At 72.5% G+C, this 22,176-nt stretch carries 18 protein-coding genes and 6 pseudogenes; 7 read left to right on the top strand and 17 right to left on the bottom strand.

Features of this window, described 5'->3' with window-relative positions; translation table 11 throughout:
* Positions 1–6: 6 nt before the first annotated feature.
* The 3 genes from Pla163_RS07185 to Pla163_RS07175 are packed head-to-tail and all read right to left on the bottom strand — an operon-like array spanning position 7 to position 1,452.
* Positions 7–417: a hypothetical protein gene (locus tag Pla163_RS07185; RefSeq protein ID WP_145185746.1), complete on the bottom strand. Its 411-nt coding sequence runs from the start codon at positions 415–417 to the stop codon at positions 7–9.
* Between the two features lies 1 nt (position 418).
* Positions 419–1,117: an isoprenoid biosynthesis glyoxalase ElbB gene (gene elbB, locus Pla163_RS07180; protein ID WP_145185743.1), complete on the bottom strand. Its 699-nt coding sequence runs from the start codon at positions 1,115–1,117 to the stop codon at positions 419–421.
* 50 nt (positions 1,118–1,167) lie between these two features.
* The gene (locus Pla163_RS07175; RefSeq protein ID WP_145185740.1) at positions 1,168–1,452 is read right to left on the bottom strand and encodes a 2Fe-2S iron-sulfur cluster-binding protein; all 285 of its coding nucleotides are present in this window, start codon (positions 1,450–1,452) and stop codon (positions 1,168–1,170) included.
* A gap of 198 nt (positions 1,453–1,650) precedes the next feature.
* On the opposite strand from Pla163_RS07175, the gene Pla163_RS18895 reads away from it, so the two are divergent.
* The 4 genes from Pla163_RS18895 (at position 1,651) to Pla163_RS07160 (ending at position 5,153) form a co-directional block, all read left to right on the top strand.
* Complete coding sequence (locus Pla163_RS18895; protein ID WP_419186416.1) at positions 1,651–2,001, top strand: hypothetical protein; 351 nt, start codon at positions 1,651–1,653, stop codon at positions 1,999–2,001.
* The gene (locus Pla163_RS07170) at positions 1,998–3,167 is read left to right on the top strand and encodes a glycosyltransferase family 4 protein (protein WP_419186415.1); all 1,170 of its coding nucleotides are present in this window, start codon (positions 1,998–2,000) and stop codon (positions 3,165–3,167) included. Before Pla163_RS18895 ends, Pla163_RS07170 begins: the two co-directional genes overlap by 4 nt.
* Positions 3,168–3,177: 10 nt before the next feature.
* Positions 3,178–4,788 carry a sulfatase gene (locus tag Pla163_RS07165; protein ID WP_145185734.1) on the top strand — a complete coding sequence of 537 codons (1,611 nt, stop codon included), beginning with the start codon at positions 3,178–3,180 and terminating at the stop codon, positions 4,786–4,788.
* A 62-nt stretch (positions 4,789–4,850) separates the two neighbouring features.
* Entirely contained in the window at positions 4,851–5,153 is a 303-nt protein-coding gene (locus Pla163_RS07160) for a hypothetical protein (protein WP_145185731.1), read from the top strand.
* Between the two features lie 194 nt (positions 5,154–5,347).
* Here Pla163_RS07160 and Pla163_RS07155 read toward each other — a convergent pair whose 3' ends face one another.
* The 7 genes and pseudogenes from Pla163_RS07155 to Pla163_RS18875 form a co-directional block, all read right to left on the bottom strand.
* Entirely contained in the window at positions 5,348–6,211 is an 864-nt protein-coding gene (locus Pla163_RS07155; RefSeq protein ID WP_145185728.1) for a glycosyltransferase, read from the bottom strand.
* Between the two features lie 68 nt (positions 6,212–6,279).
* Positions 6,280–6,771 (bottom strand): annotated as a pseudogene (locus Pla163_RS18890) (glycosyltransferase); the annotation flags it as partial.
* 418 nt (positions 6,772–7,189) lie between these two features.
* Positions 7,190–7,720, bottom strand: a pseudogene (locus Pla163_RS07145) (glycosyltransferase); the annotation flags it as partial.
* 397 nt (positions 7,721–8,117) lie between these two features.
* Positions 8,118–8,963: a glycosyltransferase gene (locus tag Pla163_RS07140; RefSeq protein ID WP_419186414.1), complete on the bottom strand. Its 846-nt coding sequence runs from the start codon at positions 8,961–8,963 to the stop codon at positions 8,118–8,120.
* Positions 8,960–9,136 (bottom strand): hypothetical protein, encoded by a 177-nt coding sequence (locus Pla163_RS18885; RefSeq protein ID WP_419186413.1) that lies wholly within the window; start codon positions 9,134–9,136, stop codon positions 8,960–8,962. Before Pla163_RS18885 ends, Pla163_RS07140 begins: the two co-directional genes overlap by 4 nt.
* Positions 9,137–9,706: 570 nt before the next feature.
* Positions 9,707–9,913, bottom strand: a complete 207-nt coding sequence (locus Pla163_RS18880; protein ID WP_419186515.1) for a hypothetical protein — start codon at positions 9,911–9,913, stop codon at positions 9,707–9,709.
* Positions 9,914–10,097: 184 nt separating this feature from the next.
* A pseudogene (locus tag Pla163_RS18875) lies at positions 10,098–11,012 on the bottom strand (sulfatase-like hydrolase/transferase); the annotation flags it as partial.
* On the opposite strand from Pla163_RS18875, the gene Pla163_RS18870 reads away from it, so the two are divergent.
* On the top strand, positions 10,971–11,126 hold the full coding sequence (locus tag Pla163_RS18870) for a hypothetical protein (protein ID WP_419186514.1): 156 nt from the start codon (positions 10,971–10,973) through the stop codon (positions 11,124–11,126). The pseudogene Pla163_RS18875 and the gene Pla163_RS18870 overlap by 42 nt on opposite strands.
* Positions 11,127–12,068: 942 nt before the next feature.
* Here Pla163_RS18870 and Pla163_RS18865 read toward each other — a convergent pair.
* From Pla163_RS18865 to selA, 4 genes and pseudogenes are all read right to left on the bottom strand, one after another.
* Positions 12,069–12,584: pseudogene (locus Pla163_RS18865) on the bottom strand (glycerophosphodiester phosphodiesterase family protein); the annotation flags it as partial.
* A 35-nt stretch (positions 12,585–12,619) separates the two neighbouring features.
* Positions 12,620–12,799, bottom strand: a pseudogene (locus tag Pla163_RS18860) (glycerophosphodiester phosphodiesterase family protein); the annotation flags it as partial.
* A pseudogene (selD, locus tag Pla163_RS07120) lies at positions 12,796–13,814 on the bottom strand (selenide, water dikinase SelD). The pseudogenes selD and Pla163_RS18860, both read right to left, overlap by 4 nt.
* A gap of 86 nt (positions 13,815–13,900) precedes the next feature.
* Positions 13,901–15,316, bottom strand: coding sequence for an L-seryl-tRNA(Sec) selenium transferase (gene selA, locus Pla163_RS07115; protein ID WP_419186412.1), 1,416 nt, complete (start codon positions 15,314–15,316; stop codon positions 13,901–13,903).
* Between the two features lie 82 nt (positions 15,317–15,398).
* Here selA and Pla163_RS07110 point away from each other — a divergent pair, with 82 nt between their 5' ends.
* The gene (locus tag Pla163_RS07110) at positions 15,399–16,397 is read left to right on the top strand and encodes a cation diffusion facilitator family transporter (RefSeq protein ID WP_419186411.1); all 999 of its coding nucleotides are present in this window, start codon (positions 15,399–15,401) and stop codon (positions 16,395–16,397) included.
* 118 nt (positions 16,398–16,515) lie between these two features.
* Positions 16,516–18,294 (top strand): single-stranded-DNA-specific exonuclease RecJ, encoded by a 1,779-nt coding sequence (gene recJ, locus Pla163_RS07105; RefSeq protein ID WP_419186410.1) that lies wholly within the window; start codon positions 16,516–16,518, stop codon positions 18,292–18,294.
* Between the two features lie 18 nt (positions 18,295–18,312).
* Here recJ and Pla163_RS07100 read toward each other — a convergent pair whose 3' ends face one another.
* The 3 genes from Pla163_RS07100 to Pla163_RS07090 all read right to left on the bottom strand — a co-directional run bounded on the left by Pla163_RS07100 (position 18,313) and on the right by Pla163_RS07090 (position 22,036).
* Entirely contained in the window at positions 18,313–19,416 is a 1,104-nt protein-coding gene (locus Pla163_RS07100; RefSeq protein WP_419186409.1) for a DUF368 domain-containing protein, read from the bottom strand.
* A 40-nt stretch (positions 19,417–19,456) separates the two neighbouring features.
* Positions 19,457–20,857: an MATE family efflux transporter gene (locus Pla163_RS07095; RefSeq protein WP_145185706.1), complete on the bottom strand. Its 1,401-nt coding sequence runs from the start codon at positions 20,855–20,857 to the stop codon at positions 19,457–19,459.
* 156 nt (positions 20,858–21,013) lie between these two features.
* Entirely contained in the window at positions 21,014–22,036 is a 1,023-nt protein-coding gene (locus Pla163_RS07090; RefSeq protein ID WP_145185703.1) for a rhomboid family intramembrane serine protease, read from the bottom strand.
* Positions 22,037–22,176: the final 140 nt, after the last annotated feature.

Genomic DNA, 22,176 nt, shown 5'->3' with positions numbered 1-22,176 from the left:
CATCCCTCAGAAGGCGTCCTCCCAGCGTCCCGTTCCGAACCAGGCGATCAGCACCACGCTGTAGGCGATGGCCGAGTTCAGGTGGACGAAGGGCGATCCGTCGTGGTCGCGCAACCTTCGGGCGGTCGGGAACATGAGGCCGACCGCGATCGGGAGCCAGGCGGCGAGAGCGGTCAGTGCGGCGCGACTGACCAGGGCAGCCTCGTGCGGATCGCTCTCGCCCGCGTAGGCCTCGAGCGTCATCAACGCCCCCATGCCTGCGCCGGCCAACCAGGCTTGCAGGGTCACCAGCAGCTCGACCGGCGCGAGGAGTTGCTTCGGGGTCAGGAGCAGTCCGGCGCGCGAACGCACCCACAGGAGCCAGACCGACACGACGCTGCCCAGCACGAAGGCCGCGATGGCGGCGACGACGAGCACGTCAGCGACCGCCCGCCGGCTGCCCGAGCATCTGCATCAGGCTCGCGACCATGGCGTCGATGCTGGCGGCCGCCTCGCCGATCGACGCGGCGAGCATGTAGGCCGGCGTGCTGATCACGCGCCGTTCTTCGTCGACGACGGCGCGCTCGACCGAACAGGGCACGTGCACGACGCCCATGGCCTCGAGGGCCGCTCCCGTCTCGTCGTCGGTGCCGATCGTCAGCTCGGCGGATTCGCCGCGATCGCGCAGGACGGCGGCGAGCACAGCGGGCGCGATGCAGGCGACGGCGATGGGCGTGCGCGCGTCGAGCGCCGCTCCCAGCAGGGCCGCCGTTCCCGCTTCGACCGTGCAGGCGGAGCCGTCGACGGCGAAGGTGCACAGGTTCTTCGCCGCACCGAAGCCGCCGGGCAGCACCACCGCGTCGAAGTCCTCGATGCGCGCGTCGGCCACGTCCGCCACCGCTCCGCGTGCGATCCGCGCCGATTCCGTGCGGACGTTGCGCGCTGTACCGGGAACGACGTCGCCCGTCCCGTGATCGACCACGTGCAGCTGAGGCACGTCGGGCGCGAAGCAGGTGACGAGGCACCCCGCGCGATCGAGGGCGAGCAGCGTGAGGACGGACTCGTGGATCTCGGCGCCGTCGAAGACGCCACAGCCCGACAGGACGACGGCGATCCGCGGCTTCTTGGTCGACGACATGGAAGGAGGCTCGAGGGAGGGTGTGCGAGACGCGCGCTGCGGACCGGGTGTCAGTCCTCGGCCTTCACGGTCAGGTCGCCGTCGCCCATGACGCACTGACACATCAGGCGCACGTTCTGCGCGTCGGTGCACATCTCGACGGTCTCCTGCTCCTCCTCGGTGATCGGAGCGAGCGTGTCGCCGCCCGCGACCACGATCACGCGGCAGGTTCCGCAGCTTCCGACCGTGCACCCGAAGTCGATCGGGACGTCGTTCGACCGGCAGTAGTCGAGCATGGGCGATCCGGTGGGAACGTCGAAGGTCTCACCGTTGGGTTCGACGCGCAGGGTGGGCATGGCGAATTGGGGTTGGTCGTTCTCGGGGGGGCGCCAGCGGCGGGCCGGCGGGCCAGGAGCATCGGACACGGATGCCGACGTCGGCCGCGCGAAACTCTAACGCGTGCGTCCCCGAAGTCCGACCGTCGACGGCGCACCCGGGCCGCGCGACCTCGGAAGCCGTGCGGTCCGCGACACCGCAGCCCGTAGACTCCCGCGGTGAACGAGGTCCGACCGATCGGCGTGCTCGTGGTGCTGCGGTGCCGTCCGGACGCTTCTCCCCTGGGTCCGCCGGCGGCCCTCCTGGAGCGGGCGCTCACGGCGGGCGCACGGGCTGCGGCGGGCGCGGCTCCCACCGCGCTCGACGCGACGCTCACGGACGTCGACGCCGTCCTGCGCTCGGCCCTCGCCTACACCGGCGCCGCGCCCCACCTCGACCCCGGCAAGCACGCCACGCTCGAGTCCACGGCGCGCGGCTGGCGGCTCGTCGCGCTGGGCGTGCACGACCCCGTGCACGGACTCGGCGGGGACGAAGGCATCGGCCCGCCGACGGCGGCGGAGGTTCCGTGAAGGTCCTCGTCGTGTGCCCGTTCGTGCCCTGGCCCCTGGACTCGGGCGGGCGGATCCGCACCTTCCACCTGGTGCGCGCGCTCGCGTCCGAGGCCGAGGCGACGACCCAGGTCGAACTGTGGTGCGTGGCGGACGAGCGCGACCCGGGGCCCCTCGAACTCGAACTCGCTCGCGCGATCCCGAGGACGCGCCTCTTCCCCCGCTCGCGCGTCTCGGCGTTCGAGCGCCTCGCGCGTGCCAAGGTCGAGCGCTGGTTCGCTTCGAACGCCCTGCACGACGCGCTCGCGGAGCGCTTTCGCGTGGCACCGCCGGACCTGGTCCACGTGGACGAGATGAGCGTGCTGCGCTCGATCCCCGACGCCCCCTGTCCCCTTCTTGTCCACCACAGCAAACTCGATCTCGAGTTCCACGCGCTGGCCCACGGCGACGGTGCGGCGGCGCGCTTCGATCGCGCGAAGCTGCGCCGACTCGAGGACCTCGCGGCGAGGCGCGCGCGCCACCACGTGGTCTGTTCGCCCGGTGACCGCGAGCTCCTGCTCGGTCGCCACCCCCTGCTCCAGGTCACCGCGGTCCCTTCCGGCTTCGACCCCGACCACTTCGCGCCGGACGCCTGCGGCGTGGTGGAGCGCGAACCCGGCACGCTCCTGATGCTCGGAAGCCTCGACTACGAACCGAACGTCGACGGACTCGAGTACTGGGTCGACGCGATCGGACCGCTCGTGCCTGCGACCACGCGCCTGCGCGTCGTCGGCCGCAACCCGACGCCCCGCGTTCGAGCGGCCTGTGCACGCGCGCGCGAACGGGGAGCGCGCATCGAGCTCGTGGGCGAGGTGGACGACGTGCGTCCCGAACTGGCGCGGGCCCAGGCGCTCGTCGTCCCGCTGCGCATCGGGGGCGGGACGCGACTCAAGATCGCCGAAGCCCTCGCGATGCGCACGCCGGTGATCTCGACCTCCGTCGGTGCCGAAGGGCTCGAGCTCGGACCGCGGCACCTCGACCTGGCCGACAGCCCGGAGGCCTTCGCCGCTGCCGTGCGCCGCCTCGGCGACGACCCACGGGGCACGCACGAACGCGTCGACGCGGGTCACCGCAAAGTCGCGGAGCACCTGGCCTGGCCACAGCTCGCCGCACGCCTTCGGGCCGCCTGGCGGAGCGCCATCGGTTAGAACTCGAAGGATGCACATGCGGCCCAAGATCCACATCCTGCGGGCGACGTCGGCCCTCTTCGTCGGCGCGCTCCTGCTCGCCGCCGGCTGCGCCCCGGCCGACGTGGCGACGCCCGCCCCGGCGTCCGAGACGGCGCGCGCAGGATCGGGCAGCGGCGCGGCGAACACCCCGACGCCTGCGGCGGACCTCGACGAGCCCGACGGAGCGCGAGCGCCCGGCGGCGCCGCCCTCCTCGGCGCCCCTCCGATCCCCGCGCGCGGCGAAGGGGTGACGCGCGCGGACGGCCGCCCGCTCGACGTGCTGTTGATCAGCATCGACACCCTGCGCGCCGATCGACTCGGCTGCTACGGACACGAGCGCCCGACGTCGCCGACCATCGACGCCCTCGCAGCTCGCGGCGTGCGCTTCACCGAGGCCTACGCACCCGACTGCGGCACGGCCCAGAGCCACGCGACGCTGTTCACCGGAACGCTCCCCGCCGCGCACGGCGTGTACAACGCTCCGGGGACCCGCATGCGCGTCATCAACCCGAAGCTCACGACGGTGATCGAGGTCGCGAAGACCGCCGGCTACCAGACCGTGGTGCACACCGAGGGCGGTCAGCTCCAGCGCGGCATGGGTTTCGATCGCGGCGCCGACTCGGCCGTGTTCCGCTCCAAGGGCATGCGCCGGACGATGGAGGAGTTCCAGGAGGTCCTCGACTTCGCGAAGCCGGACGAGCCACTGTTCGCGTTCTTCCACACCTACGAGGTCCACGCGCCCTACCTGCCTCCGCGCACGTACGACGGCGAACGGTTCCACGGGCGCTTCACCGAAGGACTCGAGGGCGGAACGTACGCCGAACGCTACGAGACGGTGGTGCGCGGCAAGTCGCGTTCGACCGAGGACGCGCGCAACTTTCTCGAACCCTTCGAGGGACGCACGGCGGAGAACGATGCGTGGCTCGCGGCTCTCTACGACGAAGGCGTGGCCTTCATGGACCACCTCCTCGCCGACGTGCTCGCGGACTGGGATCGTCGCCGCGGACTCGAGAACACTCTGGTGGTCCTCGTGTCGGACCACGGCGAGGAGTTGGGCGAGTCCGGTCGGTTCGGGCACCCGCTGGGCCTCGGCACCGAACTGACGCACATTCCGTTCATCGTCGCCGGTCCCGGCGTCGAGAGCGGCACGGTCGACGGCCCGGTCGGGTTGCGCGCGGTCGTGGGCACGATCCTCGAGCATCTCGGACTCAGCCGTCCCGCGCACATGGAGATCTCGCTCGCGCCGCTCCTGCGCGCCGAGAGTCCGTTCGCGGACGAGGCACGGGCGCAGGTCGGCGTCGCGCACCAACAGGTCGTGCGCGGCACCACGTTGGGCGTGGTGGACCCGGATCTGCACATCGTCGTCCTGCGCGAGACGGAGGAGACGGGCGAGCGGCGCGTGCGCGTCCTGTACGGATTCGAGTGGGGACTGGCGCGCCCCGAGAACGAGCAGCGCGCGTCGGATCTCCGCGCCCTGGGTCTCGAGCGGTTCGCGTTCGACGAGGCCCTGAGGAGCGCGGCGCCGACCCAGGAGCGCAACATGGGCGCTTCGGCGCGTGAACAGCTCCGGGACCTGGGCTACACCGACGACGGACGCTGATCGGCCTCGAAAGCCCCACGCCGCGGGTTGGGCGACGCCCGGCTTCGGTGTACAAGAGGGCCATGTCCTCCTCCGCTCCGCCGGTCGTCGCCGACTCGCGCTCGCGCGTCGGGCTGCTCGTGATGGATGGCCTCCTGGTCGTGCTGATGAGCTGGCTCCTGTACGTGGTCGTGGCGGACCGCGGTGCCGCGGAGGCGTCGAACGGAGCCGAGACGGTCGTCGAGAACGCCGACGGCGCGGTGACCGAGAGCGCCGACGGCGCGGTGACCGAGGACGCCGACGGCGCGGTCATCGAAACCGGCCGTGAGATCGACGGCGACGCGGCGACGGACGCTTCCACGGACGGCCCCGAAGTCCGCGACTGAATGGGCGTGACGGTGTCGGCGTGACGGTCTCGGCGCGACGGTGTTGATCCGACCGCTTCGGCCTGACGGTGTCGGCGCGACGGGTCGCGAGCAGCGGGCGTGGCCACGTCCCGGTCGACCCCACCGACGCCGATCCGCCCGCGCGCCGCCAGGCTCCGAGGACCTGACCTCGGTGTCGGACTCCGTGGCCGCTCTCAGCGCCCGCCGAACAGCCGTCCCAGGAAGCTGCGGCGCGCGGGCGCCGCGCTCGGTCCGGACGCGCTCTCGGCCTGGACCTCGCCGGCCATGACGGGCCGCTCGCCGGTGCGCTGTTCGATCGCGTCGGCGTAGCGCGTGAGCAGTTCTTCGGCCATGGCGTCGGTCGTCCGAGCGCGACACGGTGCCTGCGCCCACGACTCGCGTTCGGTGCCCATGAAGCGGCCGAGCGCCGCGACCCAGGCGGCGCGATCGCCGCGCGGAACCGCGAGTCCCCCACCGTCCGCCACCACGTCGGGCAGGCCGCCCGCAGCGGACACGAGGACCGGCAGTCCCGCGGCGCGCGCCTCGCGCGCCGACAGGCCGAAGACCTCGTCCCACGTCGAAGGCACCGCGACGCCGTGCAGCCCGGCGAGCACGCGCGGCAGCGCCTCGCGCTCGAACGGTGCGACCAACCGCACGCGGTTCGGCGCCGCGGCGGCCAGCTCGCGCAGTCGATCGAGGTGGCCGGTGTAGCCGTGGTACGGCGTGAGATCTCCGTGGACCTCGAGGACCAGTCCGTCGAGCGCCGCCTCGTTCACCGCCTCGGCCAACTCGGCCACGCCTTTGGACGGCAACACGGTTCCGAGCACGCCCAGCCGGATCTCGCCACCGCCCGTGTCGCCGCTCGCCGCCGCGCTCGCAGCACGCGCGGCACCGACCGCCGCGGCGATCGCGTCCACGTCGACCCCGTTCTCGACGACGGCGATCCGACCCGACTCGACCCCGGCGCGCTCGAACACCGCTCGCGCAGCCGCCGACGGGGTGAACAGCAGGTCCGACAGCGCCAGACACGCGAGAGCCTCGGCGCGGAACGCCCGCACGGCCTCGATCCGGGCCTCGGGGCCGCCCTCGAACAGGTGCGGCCAGGTGGCGACGAGATCGCGCGCGAGGCCTTCGAGGTCAGTCGGATCCAGTGCCCCACACCGGGCGTGAACAGCTGACCGCGCGGATCGAGCATCCAGTAGTCGTGCAGCGTCATCACGAGCGGCTGGCCGACGTCGTGGATCGCTCGCACCGCGCTGCCGCCGAACCCCGTGACGTGGTGCACGTGGACGACGTCGCACGGCGTCTCCGCGAGCCACCCCAACACGACGTCGCGCAGGCGGTCGTGGACCATCAGATCCATGAGCCGCGCGTGGTCACCGTAGGCATAGCGCACGCGGCGCACCTGGACCTCGCCACCACCTGCGAGCGGAACGCGCTCGTCCTCCACCGCGAGCGAGTCGCCGCCACGCGTGTCGAGACACAGGACCGCGACGCGGTGACCGCGGGCGACCAGCGCGCGCGCCAGGTCCTCGGTGTGGCTCAGGACGCCGCCGCGATCGGGCGTCCAACTCGTGCACAGAAGCCCCACGTCCAGTCCATCGGTTCCGACCTTCATGGCGGGGACCCTACCGCCCCGCGTCGCCGCGTGCGCCCCTCGAGCCCCCAAGACCCGCGCGCGTCGTCGGGGACGGACCTGGGGCACCTCGACGAAGCGACGGCCGGGCCGAGAACGCCGAGGCCAAAAGGGAAGGAGAGCCTCCCCCCCCAGGTCAGGCTCTCCTTCTTCACGTTCAGAGTCCGCTTGCGACCCGAAGCCGTCCGAGGCTCGCGGCGAGGCAGTCCCTCGCGGGTCGTCGCGCCGTGAAGCACTTCGCCCGTCCGGGTCCGTTGGATTCCTCGAACCATCGGCTACGCGCCGATCGAGGCGGGGCTAGGGGCGGCGCCGCGGGCCGTGACCGGACGGGGCGAGATTCCTTCGGACCGCGGGTCTCGACCGGTCGGCTCTCGGCGCGCACCCGCGACGCGCGAGCCGTTCACGCGCCCCCGTACAGGGCCAGCACCTGATCCACGTGCGCGTCCAGCTCGACCGGAAGGCCGCGCGGTACGGGCGGCAGGTCGAGGACGCCCACGAGCGCCCGAGCCAGCCCTTCGACGTCGCCGGGCTCCGACAGACGTCCGTGCAGGCCTTCGTCGACGACCTCGGCGATCCCCGGAACCCGACTGCCAGCAATCGGAACGCCCGCGGCGCGCGCCTCGAGGCACACCAGTGGCGCGTTCTCGTCCCACAGGCTCGGAACGACCACGGCGTCCACCTGCGCGAGGACCTGGGGAGCGTCGCCGGCCTCGTACGCGGGCTCGATCGAAGCACCCTCCGGCAACTGCTCGACCAGGGCGCGGGCGTAGGTCTCGAAGCGACCCGAGGGCGCCGCGCCGAACAGCTGCAGCTGGGCGCGCACCCCGCGTTCGGCGAGTCGATCGCGGGCGATCGCGAAGGCGCGCAGCACCACGCCGGGCCCCTTGTGCGGCGCCAGCTGCCCCATGAACGCGAAGCGCGCGCGGCCGGATCCCGGACGCGCTCCACCGCGGCGTAGGGCGCGACGTCGAGGCGTAGGGCAGGACCGTCACGCCCCCGGTGAGCCGCGCACCGAAAGCGGTCGCCAGCGAACGCGTCGGCGCCACGACCCGGTCGACCGCTGCGAGCGCGCGATCCGCTCCCGCCTCGCGCGCCGCGACCCGCGCGGTCGTCACGACGCCCGTGGCGCCACCCAGGATCCCGTCGACCAGAGCCAGTCCGTCGGCCGCCGCGGTGACGAGGACGGGCGCGAAGCCGGACGCGCTCCCCCGCCGCCGGACGGCGCAGGCAGTGGGCACAGGTCGCGGCGGGATGCGGTCCGCCGCAGCGTTCCGCGCGCCAGTCGAACATCTGGCCGCGGTGGCACAGAAGGCCGTAGTCGGTCAGCGTCAGCACCGTGCGGACGTGAGCGGCACGGGCGATCCGTGGCAGCTCGAACGACAGTCCCCAGGCCAGCTGGAGGAAGTGCACGACGTCGGGGCGCTCGTCCGCGAGCACGGCGCGCGAAGCTCGTCTCGACGAACGGGTCGCGCCAGGCGTGCTCGAGCGCGCGCGAGGCCGGACGCGGCGCGTGCACCACGACCAGCTCGGCACCGTGACTCGCCGCTTCGCGCTCCACGCGACCGGTCCCCGGGTCCTGCTCGCCGGGGCAGAACGCGACGACGCCGTGGCCGCGCGCGATCAACGCGCGCGCCAGTTCGCCGGCGTAGAACTCCGTGCCGTAGCGGCCGCGCGGCGGGAACCCGTTGGCGACGAGCAGGATCTTCAACGGCGCGCCTCGCGCAGGGCTCGCTCGAGCCTCTCGGACAGGGCGTCGTAGTATGGGCCCGGCCGCGAAGTCGTTCTCCGACGCGCTCGAGTCCCGCGCGGGCGAGGCGCATGCGGGCCACTTCGTCGCGCTCGAGTCGCACGAGTGCTTCGGCGAGCGCAGCGGCGTCACCACTCGGCACGACCAGACCGTCGAGGCCGTCGCGCACGATCTCGGGACTGCCGCCCGCCGACGACACCACCGCCGGTAGACCGTGCGCCAGCGCTTCGAGCGTCGCCAGCCCGAACGGTTCGCTCCACAGACTCGGCAGGACGAACAGGTGGCTGCTGGCGAGCAGGCGTCCGACCGCCGCGCGATCGAGCAGGCCCGTGAACGTCACCGCGCCCGCGAGCTGGGTCGACGACGCGCGCGACTTCAGATGCTCGACGTAGCCCTCGGGTCCACTTCCGGCGAGGGTGACCGTCACGTTCGCGCCTCCGCGCGCGCGCGGCCGACGGCGTCGAGCAGGACGTGCTGCCCCTTGCCGTCCCAGAGCATCGACGTGCAGACCACGCGCAGCGGCTCGCCCGCCTGGCGCGGCGCCGCGCGCAACTCGTGAGCGGCGGCGGCCAGATCGACCGGGAGCGGCAGCGGGAGCACCTCGACCGACTCGAATCCGTGGGCGGCGCTCGCGGGCCAGGCACCTCGCTCGGCACCAGCATCGGCCGAACCGCCACGCGACTCTTCGTGCGCTTCCAGGCCTCTTCGACTCGCGCCGCGGCGGTCACCTTGGAGCGATCGGCCAGGTCGAGAGCCAGTGGTTCTCCGGGCCAACGGTCGTTGACTTCCCCCACGACGGGCAGGCCCTCGAGACGCGCGGCCAGGAGCGGCGCGACCGACAGGAGCGCCAGGTTGAAGTAGAAGACGAGATCGGGGCGCCAGTCGCGCATCACGCGCCGCGCGCCGCCGCAGGTTGAGCGGATCGAACACGTGCCGCCGGACCTTCTCGAGGTTCCCGACTCCTGCGCGAGCTGCCACGGGTCACCGGCGTCGAGATCCGGCTCGAGCACCGCGTGGACGGTCGGGTCGGCGAACTTCGAACCGCGCGCACACAGGACGTGCACGTCGTGACCGCGCGCCGCGCAACTCTTCCACCGCTTCCGCACAGGAGAGCTCGTAGCCACCCGCCACGTAGGGCGGATAGCGCAGCGAGATCACGAGGATCCGCACCTACTCCCCGCCCCACATCCGAGCGTGCTCGGGAACGACGAAGGTCATGAACCAGCTCTCCTGACGGCGGAAAGTTCGGCCCGCTGCACCTCGTACCCCCGGTGCGGCGGCGAGGGCGCGCAGCGGCTCGCGTCCGCGCCACAGGTACGTGCGCACCTCGAGCAACTCCTCGAGTCCCGTGACCGGACCGAGCCACTGGTCGCGCAAGGTTCGTGTCGAACGCCGGCACGAGGTGCTCGACCACGAGCTCGTCGCCGTAGGCCGCGCTGCCGGTGATCGTGCCGCACGAGACCACGACGACTCGCTCGCGATCGGCCGGATCCTCGGGACCGGCGAAGCGCTCGACGAGCGAGATGCCGTGCATCGGTGTCGCCGGTTCGACGTTCGCCAACGCCAGCAGCGTCGGCGCCACGTCCATCGACGCCACGAGCGCGCTGCTCTCGTGTCCTTCCTCGTAGGTGCTGCCGAGGCGCGTCGCGGGCCGCAGCAAGAGCGGGACGTGGACGTCCATCGGCGACAGCAGTCCGTGGTCGAGGAGCATCCCCGCCTCACCGAACTGCAGTCCGTGCGTCCCGATCAGACACACGGTCGTGCGCTTGTAGCGACCGCCGCCCTCGAGCCGGTCGAACAGTCGCTGGAGCGCGGCGTCGAGCCTGCGGATCGCGCCGTCGTAGCGCGCGTCGTAGCGCGCCATCGGAACGGTCCCCCCCTCCCAGCTCGGGCGGGATGGCGTAGAAGTTCGTCGCGTTGGCACCGACCGGGGGCACCCACTGCAACTCGTCGCGCCCCTCGAAGAAGCTGTCCCACTCGGGGTGCGGCTCCTCGAACGCGCGCAGCAGGTCGTCCACCTGGACCAGGCAGAACCAGTCGTCCTCGGAGGTCCTGGGCGCGCACCCAGTCGGCGGCCAGATCGAGCCGGTCCGCGCTCGCGACGCTCCCAGTCGTCGTCGATCCGCCGCACCTCCTGGAAGCCGCGCTCGAGTCCGACCGAGCCTTCGAACTGCGCGTCGTCGACGAACGCGGCCGTGCGGTAGCCGGCGACCGCCAGCTCGACGGGGAGGCTCGGCAGGGCTCGCGGAAGCTGCCACTGGCGCGCGCTGCGTTCACTTCCCATGCCGGGCAGCGTGCGCCGCGCCATGTTCGGATCGCACCCGGACAGGAGCGAGGCCATCGACGGAACGAACGTCGGCGCCGTCGAGAGCGCCGCCGAGAAGACCACGCCGCGGTCGGCCAGGGCGTCGATGTGCGGACTCGTGTCGCGATCGTGGCCCAGGCACCCGAGGTGGTCCGCGCGCAGACCGTCCACGGCGATCAGCAGGATGCCGTGGCCGACGTCGCCGTCGCCGTCGCGCTCCACCTTGCCACCGCACCCGAACAGGCCGACGCACAACAGCGCGAGGACACAGGTGAGGGCGCATGAATCGAGTCGGGACGGGCATGGCCGAAGGCGGGTCGCGAGGAGGGCGCGACGCCGCGACAGTCTCGCACGGACGCGCCCCGGGTCGAGGGATCGCAGCGGGTGCTATCGGCGGATCTGCTCGGCGATCTGGCGGCGAAGGGCGGGACCTGACGGCGGCGCCCGCGACGACCTAGCGATCCGGCACGAGGCGACCGGGTTCGCCGCTGAGCAGATTCGCGGGCAGACCGCCCGCCCAGCGCCGCCACACCAGTCCCGCGCGCGGACGGTCGGTTCGAAACCCGCGACCGCACAGGTGAACGGAGTGCCGCCGCGCGTCGAAGTCCTCGGGCAGCGCCATCCGTACCCCGGTCGGCCGTGGGCGGTGCGTCCGTCGAGCTGCGACGACCACGCGGATCCACGAGCCCGCCGGCCTGCTCGAGCGACACGAGCAGCGCGCCACCGCGGCGCTCGAGCGACAGGGTCGGCGCCTCGGCACCGGGGCGCTCGGCGAGCGAGGCGCGGTGCGCACCCGCTCGCGCGCGAACGCCGTGCGGCGGCGACGAGCGGCGCGTCGAGGACCAGGGCCTCGAGCGGTCGATCCGCCGGCGCGGGTCCGACGAATGCGTAGCGCGCCACGAGCAACGGATCGGCGCCGGGCGAGTGCGTTCCGCCCTTGACCGCCAGTTCGACGCTGCGGCGCTCGCCCGGCGCGAGCTCGAACTCGGTCGGTGAACCGCTGACGTCGAAGGCGCCCTGGGCGCCACGAAGGCGAGCGAGACGGACACGCGCCAGGCGAACGGGTTGCGGACGTAGGCCACCGCGTTCCAGTCGCCCGACCAGGTGTCGTCGTGCATCTCACTGTGCACGACCAGTTCCGGCACCTCGAGCGGGTACGGACCGGTGTCGTCCGGCGCCAGGGCCACGAGTGCGCGCCGGACAGCGCGCGCAGGGGCTCGTTCGTGTTCAACCCGACGAGCGGCCGCGGCAGGCGTCGAGCAGGTCCGCGGGCGCATCCACGCTCCAGGCCCAGCGCTCGCAGGGCCAGGACCGCCGACCGACCGTCCCCTCCCAACCGCGTGCGGCCAGGCCATGCGCGTCGATGCGTTCGCGGCGCACGAAGGCGAGGTCCTCCTCGTCCGCATCTTCGGCCACAGGTGCGCAGACCTCGATCACGCGCTGCGGTGACGACCGAACGGTGGAACGAGGCCACGTAGGAGCGGCGCTCGAGTTCGCGCGCGCGCAACAGGTCGTCGACGGCGTCACCAGTCCGACGGTCTTGAGCTCGACCATGAACAGCGGCGGATGCGCGGCCGGTCCCTGCTCGAGATCGAGCGCGTCCGCCAGGTGCGGCAACGGCTCGCCGGCGAAGGCCTTGCCGAACCAGCCCCCGGCGTCGAGCTGTGCGAGCTCGGGCAGCGGCCGCTCGGCCACTTCGCCCTGGCCGTCGGTCGTGCGCTGGAGCGTCTCGTCGTGCAGGACGACCGGCTCGTTCTCGCGCTCGGCTGGACGTCGAACTCGACGCCGTCGAGCCCCAGTTCGAGCGCGCGCACGAGCGAGCTGACCGTGTTCTCGGGCGCGAGTCGCGGCGCACCGCGGTGGCCGAGGATCCACGGCGGACCTTCGACGGCGAGTCCACGCTCTTCGAGTGCGGCGAAGTCGCCGTCGGGCGGCAGCTCGGGATCCGTGTCGCTCATGGGCGGGGCGTGGGCGCTCGCGTCGCTGCTCGCGGTCTCAGACGACTTCGACCCAGACGCCGTCCGGAGCGACGATCTCCCACCCGCTGCACCATCTCGCCGCGCTTCGCCAGCTCGGCCTCGAGTGCTCCTGCGTTCGCCGCGGGCACCACGATCAACAGACCGCCCCGACGTCTCGGCGTCGAAGACGGTCGTGACCAACGCGGGATCGACGCCCGGGCCGATGCGAACGACCGACTCGAGCGTCTCGCGGTTGCTTGGACCCGCCGGACGCGATACCGCGTCCCGCCAGTTCCTTCGCGCCGGGCCAGATCGGAAGGTCGCTCGCGATCAGCCGCAGCGTCGCGTTGGAGCCCAGAGCGATGTTGCGGTGCCCCATGAGGCCGAAGCCCGTGACGTCCGTCGCCGCGCGCGAACCGGCCGCGACCATCGCCTCGGCGGCACCGGCGTTGAGACGCGCCATCTGCTCGGCCGCGCCGATCATCTCCTCCCACGTGATCACGCCCTTCTTGGCCGCGGTCGTCATGGTGCCCATGCCGAGCTTCTTCGTGAGGTAGACCACGTCGCCGACCTTGGCACCGGTGTTCGCCGTGGCGAGCTTCGGATCGATGAGACCCGTGACGGCGAAGCCGAACATCATCTCGGACTCGACGGTGTGGCCACCGGCCACGACCGCGCCGGCCTCGCGCACCTTCTCGAAGCCCCCGCGCAGGATCTGCGCGATGATCTCCTGGTCGAGCTCCTTCGGAAAGCCGGCGAGCGTCAACGCCGACAGCGGCCGACCGCCCATGGCGTAGACGTCGGACAGCGCGTTCGCCGCGGCGATCGCTCCGTAGAACCACGGATCGTCCACGACCGGCGGGAAGTAGTCCGCGGTCTGGACGAGCGCGGGCGCGCCCGGGAAGCCGATCGACACGATGCCCGCGTCGTCGAACGAGTCGGGTCCGACCAGCAAGCGTTCGTCAGCAGTGACTTTGGTGTCGCGCAAGACCTGCGCGAGCCGCCCCATGGGCATCTTGGCCGCTCACCCCGCACAGGCGGCGTAGTCGGTCAAGCGCTTGGAGGCGGAGATGGCCTGCTTCGAGGCTTCGTCCTTGGTGGTCATCGTTCCTGTCGGTCCAGCGCGGTCAGTGCGCGCACGAGATCTTCGTCGTCGCCGGGGAGCAGCGTGCGCACGTCGAGAAGCACACGGTCCTCGCTGATGCGCGCGAAGACGGGCGGTTCGCCGTGGCGCAGCTCGCGCGACAGGCGCTCGGCGCTCCACCCGTCGCGGGCCACGTCCAGGCAGAACGTGTCGATGAAGACGTGGGGCGCGCTGCCGCTGCCGGGCTGCGACCGCCCCGGCACGACGCGCGCCTCCATCGAGGCGAGCGCGTCGATCTGCTCGGCCAGTCGCTCGGCGCGTACCTTCAGATCGGCGGGTCGAGCGCACAGCAGCGCGCGCGCGGGCAACTCGTTCCCGCGGCCCGAGAGCATCAGTTCGAGCGTGGTCTCGATGCCGGCCAGCGCGACCTTGTCGAGGCGCAGAGCGCGGTACAGCGGGTTCTGCCGCATGGCGTCGATCGCGGCGCGCCGGCCGACGATGAAACCGGCCTGGGGACCGCCGAAGAGCTTGTCGCCGCTGAACAGCACCGCGTCCGCCCCGTCGGCGAGGCTGGCGGCGACGGTGCGCTCGTCGTCGAGGAAGTCGAGCGGCACCGCGCCGTCCGGATCCACGAGGCCCGAACCCAGGTCGTACACCACCGGCAGACCGCGTTCGCGACCCAGCGCGGCGAGCTCCGCCACCGAGACCTCCTCGGTGAAGCCGACCACGCGGTAGTTCGACGTGTGGACCTTGAGCAGCAGCCCGGTGTGGTCGTCGATCGCGCTCGAGTAGTCGGCGGCGCGGGTGCGGTTGGTGGTGCCGACCTCGACCAGCTCCACGCCGGCACGCTCCATCACGGACGGCATGCGGAACGAGCCGCCGATCTCGACCAGTTCGCCGCGCGACAGGATGCAGCTGCGTCCGCCGGCGAAGGTCTGGAGCGCGAGCAGCACGGCCGCGGCGCAGTTGTTGACCGCGATCGCCGCCTCGCCCCCCACCACGCGCGTCAACAGTTCACTGGTGCGGTCGTCGCGCCGGTTGCGCTTGCCGCTGAAGCGATCGACCTCGAGGACGCAGTAGCCGCGCGCGACCTCGGCCATGTGTTCGGCCGCCTCGGGGTGGACCGGCGCGCGTCCCAGACCCGTGTTCAGGACCACGCCAGTGGCGTTGATCACGCGCACGAGGCCGCTGCCCCGCTCGAGCGCGATCGCGTCCTCGAGGGCCCGCGCCACGCCACCGTCCCGCGCGAAGGCCTCGAAGTCCTCGGGCGACCGCTCGCCGGACGCGATCTGCGAGCGCAGGCGATCCAGGACGGACTGCGCCAGCCGGGTCAGCACCGCGGACGGCAGATCGGTGCCGGTGGAAGCCGCCACGAGCGCGTCGACCTTGGGGAGCAGGCGGTAGGGGTTGGTGGAGGCGCGTTCTTCGGACATGGGTCGGCGGATCGGGTCGGCGCATCCTACTTCCCAGGTACCGCCACCGACCCGGGACACCTGGGCCCTATCCTCGGACCCCGTGGATCCCGCCGCCCCCGACCACCCGACGAACGCGCGCTGGCAAGCACTGCGCCGGCGCGCCGTGCTGGCGAGCGTGGCCATGGCGGGCACCCTGGCGGCGACCAAGCTGGTCGTCGCTCTCATGTCGGGGTCGGTCGCGGTCCTCGCGTCCTTGGCCGACAGCCTGGCGGACGTGGCAGCCTCGAGTCTGGCCCTGTGGAGCGTCGTGGTCGCCAACCGGCCCGCGGACGAGGACCACCGCTTCGGACACGGCAAGGCGGAGGCGATCTCGAGCCTCGTGCAGGCCGCGCTCGTCGGCGGGTCGGGCGTCTTCGTCGTCTACTCCGCGGTCGGGCGCCTGCTCGAACCCGAGCCCCTGCGCCACACGCAGCTCGCGATCGCGGTGATGGTGCTCTCCACCATCGGCAGCGTCGCGATCGTCGCGATCCAGTCGTGGACCCTGCGGCGCGTGGACTCGGTCGCGATCGAGGCGGACAGCCTGCACTACCGCGGCGACGTGCTCGCGAACCTGTCCGTGATCGTCGCGATCGTGATCGCCGGCCGCGGTGGCCTGGGCTGGGTGGATCCACTGGTGGGAGCGCTGATCGCGGGCTACCTGTTCCTGACCGCCTTCTCGATCGTGCGCACGTCCGTGGACCTGTTGATGGACCGCGAACTGCCCGAACCGGAGCGCGAGCGCATCGCCGCCCTGGTCATGGCCGATCCGGACGCGCGCGGCCTCCACGACCTGCGGACGCGCTCGCTCGGCCAGGGTGTGCACGTGGAGCTGCACCTCGAGCTCGACGGCGACCTCGACCTCCACCGCTCGCACGCCATCACCGATCGCGTCGAACGCTCGATCGCCAGCGCCTATCCTGGCAGCGAGGTCACGATCCACACCGAGCCCGCCGGGCTCGACGACGAACGCCTCGACGATCGGCTGCTCGCCGGTCGCGCGAGCGACAAGAACTCGTCCGCGAGCCGCAACCCGACCGAGCACCGCGACGTCGACGGATAGGCCACGCCCACCTCGATCGAACGCGAGTCGGCCCGCTCGTGCTCGACACACCCCGCCAGCGCCTCTCGAACGCCTCGTCGCACGACCGCGACGCCACCCCACCCCGATGCCGAGCACCATGTCCCGCCCCTGGAGGATCAGCCGCCCCGATGCGAGCGTCCGCGACCGCATCACCCGCGCTTCCAACATCCACCAGGTGGTGGCGCACCTGCTCGTGAACCGCGGGCACACGGACCCGGGTGCGATCGAGCCGTTCCTCTCGTGCCGCGCGGACGGCCTGCACGAGCCCATGCTCATGCCCGGGATGCGCGAGGCCTGCGACCGGCTGGCGCGCGCGATTCAGGGCGGCGAGTCGATCCTCGTGCACGGCGACTACGACGTGGACGGCGTGTGCGGCACCGCGCTGCTCACGCGCCTCCTGCGGTTGGTGGGCGCGCGCGTGGCCTGGCACATCCCGAACCGGCTGGTCGACGGCTACTCGTTCGGCGACCACAGCGTCGAGCGCGCCAAGCTCGAGAAGGCCTCGATCTGCATCAGCGTCGACAACGGCACGTCGGCGTTCGAGACCATCGCCGCGCTGAAGGAGATCGGCGTCGAGACGATCGTCACCGACCACCACGAGCCGCCGCTGCCGCACCCGGTCTGGGGTGCGCTCCCGCCCGCGACGGCGATCGTGAACCCGAAACTGGGCGACCCGCCCTATCCGTTCAGCGAGCTGTGCGGCACGGCGGTGGCGTTCAAGCTGGCCTGGGGCCTGCTCCAACACCTCGACGGCGGCGAGCGCGTGCGACCGGCGCACAAGGCGTTCCTCGAGTCCCAGATGGCGCTCGCGGCGCTGGCGACGGTCTGCGACGTGGTGCCGCTCGTCGACGAGAATCGCCTGCTCGTGCACTGGGGACTGAAGGCGCTGCGCCACCGGCCGACGGCCGGCCTCGCGGCGTTGTGCGCGGCGGCCAAGTTGGACGGCCGCACCCCCACGGCCGAGGAGGTCGCGTTCCAGATCGGACCGCGCATCAACGCCTCGGGACGATTGGGTGCGGCGGACCGCGCCGTCGAACTGCTACTCACCGACGACGGGAACGAGGCGCGCCGCCTGACGGCCGAGCTCGAGCAGTTGAACCACCAGCGCCGCGCGATCGAGAAGGACGTCACCGCGGCGGCGTTGGTCGAGGCCGAACGCTTCGCGGACCCCGAGCGCTATCCGGTGCTCGTCGTGTCGGGCGCAGGATGGCACCAGGGCGTCGTCGGCATCGTCGCGTCGCGTCTGGTCGATCGCTTCGGGCGTCCGGCGCTCGTGATCGGTCTGACCGAGGAGAACGGCGTCCTGTCGGGGCGCGGCAGCGGTCGCAGCGTCGAGGGCTTCGACCTGCTCGGCGCGATGCACGCGGCGAAGGACCACTTCCAACGCTACGGCGGGCACGAACAGGCTGCGGGTTGCGAGGTGCTCGGCGCCGACGTGGACGCGGTGCGCGAGGCCATCTGTGCGGCGGCCACCGAGGCGCTGGCGGGCCGCTCGCTCGAACTCGGACCGCTCGACATCGATCTCGAGCTGCCGTTCGGGCACATGAACGAGACCCTGATGCGCCAGCTGCAACAGCTCGAACCCTTCGGCGCGAGCAACAAGAAGCCCGTCTTCGTCTCCCAGGACGTGCGTCTGGCCGACGAGCCGCGTCGCGTCGGCGGCGACGGCGCGCACCTGTCGCTGCAGCTGCGCCGCGGCGACCACGTGCTGCGCGCGATGGCGTTCGGTCAGGGGCCGCGCGCCGACGAGCTCGTGCCCGGCACGCCGATCCACGTGGTCTACACGCCGCGCTGGAACACGTTCCGCGGCCGGACGAACCTCGAGATCGAGGCCCTCGACTTCCGCTGCGGTCTCGACGCGCCGACGTTCGAGTGACGCGGCCAGGACCGGCGCTCAGCCGTCGCCGTGCTTCGCACCGACGCGCGCGAGCACGCGTGTGAGCACGAGTCCGAACAGCGCGAGCAGCGCGGCCAGGAGGACCTGCATCCCGGTCGGCGAGAAGCGTTCGGTCGCGTTCGAGGCCAGCTTCAGGTCTCCCCGGGTCTCGTAGCCCGCGAAACGCTCGGCCAGCTCGGCCGCGCGCGCCGCGTCCCAGTCGACGCCGCGCGCCTCGCGGATCTCGGCGAGCGGCGCCTCGTCGACGACGAGCATCGCGATCGCCTTGCGCTCGTCGCTGCGCGCCAGTTCGGGGTGCACGAGGCTCTGGAACGGCCACAGGCCCACGACCGAACCGAGGACGAGGCCCAGCAGCACGCCGTGCGTCGCTCGGCTGGCGCGCACGAGCAGGACCTTGAGCAGGTTCGAGAAGGCGCCGATCCCGACGACCACGCCGACGCCCACCGGCACGAGCACCGCCAGGGCCTCGGCCGGCTCCGCGCGCAGGTGCGACACGGACAGACTGCCGATGACGGTCTCGTACACGCCGAAGAGCAGCAGCACGTATGAGCCCGACACGCCCGGCAGGATCATGCTCGACGCGGCCAGCGCACCGACCAGTGCGAGGAACAGCCAGCCGTCCGACCCCGAGGCCACGTCCAGCGCGCCGAGTCCGACCACGAGCGCGAATCCGACCGCGACCGACACCAGCATCGTGACCCAGTTGCCGCTGCCGCCGCGCGGGCGACTCTCGGCGAACAGCTCGGGCACGACGCCCAGCGTGAGTCCGACGAACAGTGCGAACGCCCCCATCCGCTCGTTGACCACGGCCCACACGGCGACCTTCGAGAAGCCCCCCAGCGCCAGCACGAGGCCTGCGCCGAACAGCGCGAGGAAGACGATCGTCGAGCGCTTCGGCCGCAGCGACGTGACCTCGGCGATGGCGGCGACGAAGCGCTCGTACAGGCCCATGATCAGAATCATGGTGCCGCCCGAGAGCCCGGGGACGAGGTTCGCGAGTCCCATCAGGAACCCGGTGAAGACGGAGAGGATCGGGCCGACCGGACGCTCGAGGGCAGCGGCGGGATCGACGTCGGGCGCGGGGGGGAGGGAGGCGTCCATGGCCGGGAGCATACGGACCGCCGCCGCCCCGGGCTGAAGGTCAACCGTCGAGATCGACGCGCGACACGAACCGCGCGAGTCGGACGCGGATGCGCACCACGAGGACGGCGGCCACGACCACCAGGCCGAGCACGAGCCCCCACCACAGTCCCGGGTACCCCACGGTCGTGTCGAACGCCAGCCACCACCCGAACGGCAGACCGATCAGCCAGTAGCCCACGAGGTTGACCAACGCCGGCAGCGCCGTGTCGCCCGCGCCGCGCAGGACGCCGAGCGCGACCACCTGGGTCCCGTCGAAGAGCTGGAACGCCGCCGCCAACGGGAGCAGCGTCGCAGCCACCGCGACCACGGCCGCCTTGTCCGTGTAGAGCCCCGCCAGGAACTCGGCGCAGGTGAAGTACACGCCGCCGCTCGCCAGCATGAAACCGGCGCCCAGCACGAGCGCCGTGCGCGCCGCGAAACGCGCCGCGTCGCCGTCGCCGCGTCCGACCGCCTTGCCGACGCGCACGGAGGCCGCGGTCGCGACGCCGAGCGGGATCATGAACGACAGCGCGGCGAGGTTCATGGCGACCATGTGACCGGCCTGCTCGGTCGTGCCGATCTGGCCCATGCCCACCGCCACGGCTGCGAAGGCGCCGAACTCGAGCAGGTTCTGGGCGCCGACCGACGAGCCCAGTCGCACGAGGCGTGCGAGAGGCGCGATCTGCAGCGCGGCGCGGTCGAGCGGGAGGACGAGCGGCCGCAGTCGCCCGATCGCCAGCGCCGCCAACATGACGAGCATGAAGCCGCGCCCGATCGTGCTGGCGATCGCCGATCCCGTCGATCCGAGCTCTGGCGCGCCCCACGTGCCGTGGATGAGCGCGGCGTCGAGTACGACGTTCAGGACGTTCGCCGCAAGCACCGTCCACAGGATCGGCGCCAGCTTCTCGAGCGACTGCAACGCCCCGCGCAGCACCACGAACCCGAGCATGAGCGGCACGCCGGGCAGCGACCAGTGGCAGTACGAGACGGCCAGGTCGCGCACCTCGGCCGGTTGATCGAGCGCGGCGAGCAACGGCCCGGCGAACAGGAGCGGCAGCGCGGCGATCAGCGCGAGCAGCGGCACGAGCACGAAGCCGCGCTGCACGCCGCGCGCGAAACCGCGGCGGTCGTCGGCTCCGAGCGCCTGGGAGAGAACGGGGTCGAGCCCCATCATCACCCCCATCGCGAACGTGAAGCCGCCGAAGAAGAGCAGGTTGCCCTGGGCCACCGCCGACAGGGCCGCGCCGCCGTCGTCCTCGGCGCCGTAGCGACCAACCATCAACGTGTCGACCGCGCCCATGCCCATCATCCCGAGCTGGACGACGATGATGGGCAGTGCGAGTCGCAGCTGTTGGCGCAGCTCGCGCCGAAGGTTGGGCGTCGCGGGCGCGCGGGCGTCGGATCGATCGGGAGCATCCATGGCGTGACCGGACGCGGCGCACCAGCCGCCGAACGGGCGGGACACGGTAGGCGCGGGCCCCACGGACGCCGCTCAAGATTCTGGGCGAGCGGTCGCGTCGCAGGCTTCGACGGCGGTTCGAGCCCACGGTCCGCGGTCACCGCACGCGTGCTCCCGTCAGCCCCAGGTGGCGAACGCCGCGGTCCAGGCCGCGGCCGCCACGACCAGTGCGACGCCCGCCGCCACGACCTGCACGCGCAACGAACGCAACTCGGCGCGCGCGGCCACCAGCGCGAGCGGTCCACTCAGCGCGAGGCCGGCGACGAAGCCCAGCACGTGCGCCCCGACGTCCACCGGTCCGCGACCGCCGCCCTCCTGCACGTTGCCGCCGCCGAACCAGGCCAGCAGCACCGCGCCCAACAGGATCGGACCGTAGCGGCGCGCCGGGCCGACGCTGAAGCTGCGCCGGCGGATCGACTCGACGCCGACCAGCAGTCCGACCGCCGCGAAGACCGCCGTGGAGGCGCCGATCGAGCGGTGCGTCGACTCCTGCAGCAGGTCGTTCGCGAGGTTGCCCAGGCCGCCGGCGAGCAGGATCGCCAGCCAGGCCACGCCGCTGCCGACCGCGTGGGCGAGCAGCACCCCGAACAGCGTCCCGAAGAACAGGTTGCTGACGAGGTGCGCTCCGTCCGCGTGCAGGAAGAGCGACGTGACCGTGCGCCAGACCTCGCCGTCGAGCACGGCCGCCGCCGAATTGACGCCCGCGCCGCGCCAGTCGAGCCCGAACAGCCCCTGGCGCTCGCACAGGAACACGAGCGCCATCAGCGCCACGTAGCCGAACGCTCCCGCGGACCCCATGTCGACCGGATCGGGCAGGGGTTCGACGCCGCGCCGCTGCTTGAGTTCGTGCACGTAGCCCGACAGCTCGACCTTCGCCGCGTCCGCCTGGGCCACGGGCACCGTCAGCACGAAACGGTGGCGGCCGGTCGCGGGGCGCGGGAGCGTGACGACCGACCAGGCGATGCCCTGGGCCGCCAGCGCCAGAGCCGCGTCGTCGAGCGCGCGCCGATCGGTGAACTCGAGCAGCGCGACCCGTTCGTCCAGCTCGCCCTGCCCGACCGCCCGCGCGTCCGCGGTCCGCGCCCCCTGCCCGCCGGCTCCGTACGGCTCGGGGCCGGTGTGGTCGTGGACGTCGTGCATGGCGTGGCGGAGCTCACGGGCGGCGTGCGACCCGGGCGGCGGCGGCCACCATCCTGGGACGCGCGCGGCCCCGATACCACCGCGGGCCCCCGCCCTCCCTCAGGGGAAGAGACTGCGCCGCTGACCCGGGCGTGTCGGAT

The organism is Rohdeia mirabilis, assembly GCA_007750655.1.
In the GTDB taxonomy this organism is placed as follows: domain Bacteria; phylum Planctomycetota; class UBA1135; order UBA1135.
The sequence above is the reverse complement of the archived record's forward strand: the minus strand, read 5'-3'. Positions and strand labels throughout refer to the sequence as shown.